The 5,319-nt window shown below is 59.8% G+C and carries 9 protein-coding genes; all 9 read left to right on the top strand.

Translation table 11 applies throughout. The features are described 5' to 3' along the window. Nucleotides 1-293 (top strand): hypothetical protein (locus ACN0Q0_RS17670; RefSeq protein ID WP_417244501.1); only part of this gene is annotated, 293 nt, incomplete at its 5' end. Further along, nucleotides 290-1,738 (top strand): VapE domain-containing protein, encoded by a 1,449-nt coding sequence (locus ACN0Q0_RS17665; protein WP_417244500.1) that lies wholly within the window; start codon nt 290-292, stop codon nt 1,736-1,738. The genes ACN0Q0_RS17670 and ACN0Q0_RS17665, both read left to right, overlap by 4 nt. Nucleotides 1,739-2,464: 726 nt before the next feature. Beyond that, nucleotides 2,465-3,241, top strand: a complete 777-nt coding sequence (locus tag ACN0Q0_RS17660; RefSeq protein ID WP_417244499.1) for a hypothetical protein — start codon at nt 2,465-2,467, stop codon at nt 3,239-3,241. After that, entirely contained in the window at nt 3,238-3,657 is a 420-nt protein-coding gene (locus ACN0Q0_RS17655) for a DUF5681 domain-containing protein (protein WP_417244498.1), read from the top strand. Before ACN0Q0_RS17660 ends, ACN0Q0_RS17655 begins: the two co-directional genes overlap by 4 nt. Continuing rightward, on the top strand, nt 3,647-3,916 hold the full coding sequence (locus tag ACN0Q0_RS17650) for a hypothetical protein (RefSeq protein WP_417244497.1): 270 nt from the start codon (nt 3,647-3,649) through the stop codon (nt 3,914-3,916). Before ACN0Q0_RS17655 ends, ACN0Q0_RS17650 begins: the two co-directional genes overlap by 11 nt. Then, nucleotides 3,909-4,076, top strand: a complete 168-nt coding sequence (locus ACN0Q0_RS17645; protein WP_417244496.1) for a hypothetical protein — start codon at nt 3,909-3,911, stop codon at nt 4,074-4,076. Before ACN0Q0_RS17650 ends, ACN0Q0_RS17645 begins: the two co-directional genes overlap by 8 nt. A 155-nt stretch (nt 4,077-4,231) precedes the next feature. Continuing rightward, nucleotides 4,232-4,381 (top strand): hypothetical protein, encoded by a 150-nt coding sequence (locus tag ACN0Q0_RS17640; protein ID WP_417244495.1) that lies wholly within the window; start codon nt 4,232-4,234, stop codon nt 4,379-4,381. Nucleotides 4,382-4,451: 70 nt separating this feature from the next. Beyond that, entirely contained in the window at nt 4,452-4,790 is a 339-nt protein-coding gene (locus tag ACN0Q0_RS17635; RefSeq protein ID WP_417244494.1) for a hypothetical protein, read from the top strand. Between the two features lie 327 nt (nt 4,791-5,117). Then, a partial coding sequence (locus ACN0Q0_RS17630; RefSeq protein ID WP_417244493.1) for a hypothetical protein occupies nt 5,118-5,319 on the top strand: 202 nt, incomplete at its 3' end.

The raw sequence follows: 5,319 nt of genomic DNA, 5'->3' as shown, positions 1-5,319 counted from the left end.
TATGGCTGATCATTAATCTCGGCTGGCTCGACAATGACCGCCTTCGCACCTATGGCATGGGCAACGCCTCACGACGCGCCAAGGATCTGGTAGAGCTGTATGACTGGCAGGTGGTATCGCGTAGTAAGAGCTTCACTCGTCCCGATGGCAAGACGGTACCCGTGTCTGAGTACCGGGTAGATCCGATCTGGCTCAACTCCCTTGTGGGGGCGGATGCTGAGTTCGCCCAGCGCCTTCTCCTGTGGTCTCAGAAGCAGAACGAACACGAACAGGCCCACGGGGGTGAAGCATGAGCCAGTTGCACAGCAGCAAGACATGGGCCGCCGAGCGAGAAGAGCACCGCAGTTGCCTGGCAGATTGGCAGAACCGTGAGGCGGCAGCTTGGCATGAGCAGTGCCTTGACCTGGCGCAGACAGACGAGCAATACACTCTGCTGCTCGATCATAAGGTGGGGACGCCGCTGGGGCAGCTTGAAGCCGCTCTGTCAGGCTTCTGGAGTGATTCTGACAACGCCGCGCTGCAGGCGCATAACGCCATGATGCGCAATAAGCAGCAGGACCCAATGCCGGAAGGCGAGTGGCCCCACATGACTGGCAGCGGCAAGCCGCTTTCCACACTTGCCAACCTCAAGCGGCTGCTGGGCCACTATGGCATTCATCCGCGCTACAACCTCATCAACAAGCGAGACGAGGCGATTGTCCCCGGGCTAACAGCGACGCGCGATAACAGCGACGCCGCCACACTGGCGCATGTGAAGTCGCTGGCCCACATGAACCGCCTCCCGGTGGGCGAGCTTGGCGAGTACTTATTGACCGTCGCTGACGAGAATGCTCATAACCCGGTGCTGACCTGGATCGAGAGCAAGCCTTGGGACGGTGTTGATAGGCTCGAGGACCTGCTAGACAGCGTGGTGATCCCCGCGGACTTCGACTACACCTTGCGGGATACGCTTATCACCCGCTGGCTGGTGTCTGCCGTCGCCGCCCTGGCCAAGCCTACCGGCTTCCATGCGCGTGGTGTGCTCGTCTTCACTGGCGCCCAAGGAATCGGCAAGACAAGCTGGTTCCGCAACCTGCTGCCGGCCTCGCTGAGTGAGTACTTCCGTGAGGGCGCGGCTATCGACCCTGCCGACAAGGACAGCATCACGGGCGCGGTGTCTAACTGGCTGGTCGAGATCGGTGAGTTGGACGCGACGTTCCGCAAGGCGGACATTGCCCGGCTGAAGGCCTTCGTGACCAACGGCGAGGACCGCATCCGTAAGCCGTACGCCCGCACCGAGTCCATGTTGCCGCGCCGTACTGTGTTCTGCGCATCAGTGAACGATGCTCAGTTCCTGGTCGATACGACTGGCAATAGTCGCTTCTGGACGGTCGAGGTGGCGTCTCTGGTCTACGAGAGCATCACGGACGATCTGCAGCAGCTATGGGCCCAGGTCTACGCGATGTTCAAGGACGGGGAGCAGTGGTGGCTGACTCCAGAAGAAGAGGCCAAGCTGGCGGCGTCTAACAGCGCCTTCGAGCAGGTTGACCCGCTGGAGGAGTTGTTCCTGTCTGCATACGACATGGATGCCGCTGCGCGGGAGCGAGTTACCGCAAGTGAAGTGCTGAAGCATCTCGGGTATGACAAGCCCAACCGGAGGCAGCAGACCGACATGAGCCAAGTGCTCAAGAAGCACTGCGGGGACTACATTCGCACAGGCAAGGGGCGCTTCTATAATGCTCCGCTGCGGAAGATCTAATCACTGACCATAAGAGCCCTGGCCATTGAGCCGGGGCTTTCCATATCCGGCCCCTGTGAAGGGGGCAAATCTGGCTCGTGCGTTATACCGTTATTAGCGATAGGTCACGCATATCGCCCTGTGTGGGCATCTGCTCAGCATGGTGTGACGACGTCGTCACTCGAGGTTGTCATTCCTGAAGCCCAGCAACCACGGGGGCTGTAGGCCGTTTTCATGCCTTGAGTGACGGAGTGACAACCTTTCTGCAAACTTTCAGAAAACTCCCTGTGCCACGTGCACCCACGTCCCTCTCTCCCTCCTACTTATCTTTCCCTAATTTATAGAAAAGGTTGTCACTCCGTCACTAAATCGGCCCCAGCCCAGCAACCATGCGGTCTCCAGCGGTGACGACCTAAGCGGATACGTCGTCACTAGGTTGTCACTCCGTCACTAAATTGCATCTCGCACCCTGCCACCCAGCAGCGGGGCACCATAACGCCCGGCGCCACAGCAGATTCAACGCACCGCCTGATGAGCAGGACGGGAACAGGGCATTGAATGAGGCGCATTATCATCAAGCTCTCAGAAATTCATGATTATCCGCATTATCGTGAGTTTTCTGTGGCCCCCTGATTCTTCCCTGTTCCGTTGAATGGTGCAGGCCATATCAGGCAAAAAGCACTGTATGCGCATCCAGTTTCAGGGTAAAATGGTTGTAATAGGTCAACTAATTGAGAGGCACCCTGAATGAGCTACCGTAACGATCTCGAGTTCCGCAACGGACGCATTCGCCCGCGCACTGATGCCAACGCCCAAAAGGAGCTGCCCGAGTTCCGTGTACCCGAGAAAGTGCATCCGGGATTCATTGAGTCAGTGATGAATGACGCCAAACTCGAGGACGACACCACACTCAAGGCGACTCGCGACGTTCTGGCCACATGGCGGGCATCGTTCGAGGGGCTGAATAAGGTCCGCAGCACCCAAGATCCAGCCGTTACCCAAGCCGCACACCTGCAAAGTCTGGCGAAGCACACCGATGCCGCCCTGGCTCGCGTGTCCCAGCAGTACGACCGCGCAAACGCCGGCCTTCGCATCCGCCGCGAAGCCCTCGAAGTCGAGGCGACCGAGCGCCTGGGGCTGACCAGTCGCGGACAGTCAGCCGAGTCGGAGATCCGGTCCGCCCTGCGTAGCATGACTGACGAGCAGCGTCAGAAAGCCATCGGTGACGCGATCCAGCGCGGTGACGGTGAGGTCATTCATGCCATCCGCAATGCTTCCCCGCTTGTTTCGGGTGTGTCTGCCGAGAACCAAGGCACGATCATCCGCCGCGCGATGCTGGCACACGCTCCGGACGTGCTGACCAAGCAAGAGGCAATCGAGACGGCGCAGACGCGCTTGGGTGACGCCTACATCGCGGCGCTCGAGTGCAGCGATGACCTCAAGGCTTCGTCCGTGGCTGCTGAATACCGTCAAGGTAGCGAGAAAGCAGCCCAGGCCCGCGCCGCATTCGAGGCCCAGCAGTGAGCAAGGAGGGCCGCACGACGCGCGGCACCTTCCAGAAGGGCACCAGCGGCAACCCCGCTGGGCGTCCCAAGGCCAAAAACACTGCCTTGCGCCGTGAGCTGGAACTGCACGGTGCCAGCGTGGCCGGCGTGGTCGTGGAACGTGCAATGGCCGGCGACATGGCAGCGGCAAGGCTGGTACTGGAGCGACTGCAACCGCCAGTGAAGGCGTCCACCGCCCCTGTGACGCTCGACGTGCCGACCGGTGCCTCATTGGCCGAGCAGGCTGAGTGCTGGCTGTCAGCGGCTGCTGAGGGCCGTGTGCCGGCTGACGTGGCCGCTTCGATGGTGTCGGCCCTGGGTGGCGCGGCTCGCATCGTGGAAGTCACTGAGCTGGCGCAACGCCTTGAGGCACTGGAGGCAGCGCATGGCGAGTGATGCTCTGAAGCGCCGGATGGCCAAGCTGGAGGCGGTGATGCTGCCCGAGGATGACGAGCCCTTGGTGATATTCCTGGATTGCGTCAGCGGCCCAGAGAGCAACGTCGTGATGGCTGTCATTGCCGGCAGTACCAAGCGCCCAGGCGAGACCCTGAGACGCACACCAGACGAGACCGCTGAAGCCTTCACGTCACGCGTTGAGCAGCGGTGTGCAGAGCTGCATGGCGGCGGCACCGTCGAGGTAGAGCTTCGTGACTAGCAGCTATCGCCTCGGGTACCGCTTCACCGACCGCAACGGGGTGCTGATCGAGGATTGGCAGCGCCCAGGTGAATCGGACGCCGCGTTCTATGCCCGCTTCGATCATGCAGTGCAGACGGAGCGGCCCCCAGTGGCATTGATCTACTTCATTCCAGAGTGAGGACAGCAGCCATGACGGGTAGCGCCCCAGCAGTAGAACTAGAGATCGACCCATCGCCATTCTTGGCCGTCTGGAGAGCTGCGCTATCACTGTACGTGGAAGACTGCGCAGCCGCGTTGCACGGCACACAGCCACGGATGCGAGCAGATCGCAGCGTGGCAGACGATGCCCTGGCCGACTTGCTGACCGATCAAGTGCAGCTGAGGCACATGTGCGACGTGCTCGAGCTGGATACGGACTATGCCGCTGCCCGCATCATGCAGCATATCGAAGCCGCGCCGACAGGCCGATACCGCAATAGCTGACCAGCCCCTTAGAGGGGCTTTTTTTGTGCCTGGCGACTACTATCAATGAACACTCATGGAGGAGAAGCCAATGCATCACTACATTCCCGGTATCGTGGCCCCAGTTGTCATCGCTGCAGCAGTATCCGGCTGCGCCACAAGCGGGCAAAAGATGGACAACGCAGCAATTGAGTCCCTGGAGCCGGGCGTCACGACATTAGCCGAGATGAAAGAGCAGTTTGGCGCACCAGTCGGGCAAGGCTTTGGCAACGATGGCAATCTTGTCGTCAATTGGGTCTATGTCCACGTTGGCGCTTTCGGTATTGGCACCGAGCAGCAGAGCCTTTCTGCAGTCTTTGACGATGACAAGGTATTGATGAAAGTCAGTTCAATGAACGGTAGGGCGCCCGTTGCTCGCCTGGGATACTAGCCAGCGTGATCTTCTAAGCGCTTCGAGCCAGGTCACGCCACAAAAGCGGCCAGCATGGGCAGGCGCTGGAGCCTATCAGCCCTGCCCACTCGGTGGGGCTTCCCTTTTGTTGGGCGTTGTGAATAATGGGTACACAGAACAGGCACACAAGTTGTGCAATGATCCAGCTCAAAGCCTTCTGTGACTGGCCGCTTAAGACGAGGGTTCGATTCCCTTCACCCGCTCCAGATTCTTCAAAAAAGCCTCCCATTCGGGAGGCTTTTTTGTGTTTGGGATTCCATGCAGCTCGCGTGTGCATGGAATTCGTTGTCGATGGGATGCGTGGGGATGGAAAACGGGGGCAGCAGCCTGCTCGATGAAATGCCGTGTGGCTGTCTTGCCGAGCCGATCGGAGCGAAAAGTGTTGCTGACGTGGCGGAGAGCCGCGATATTGGCAGGCCGTCTTGCAGTATTTCATTACACCCTGAACGACAAGGAAACCCAGTGGAACTTACCGTCTGGCTGGCATATGTCAGCGTCATCATCGCCT

Source organism: Celeribacter sp., assembly GCF_048259695.1.
Lineage (GTDB): Bacteria > Pseudomonadota > Alphaproteobacteria > Rhodobacterales > Rhodobacteraceae > Celeribacter.
This window is presented reverse-complemented; position numbering and strand designations above follow the sequence as displayed.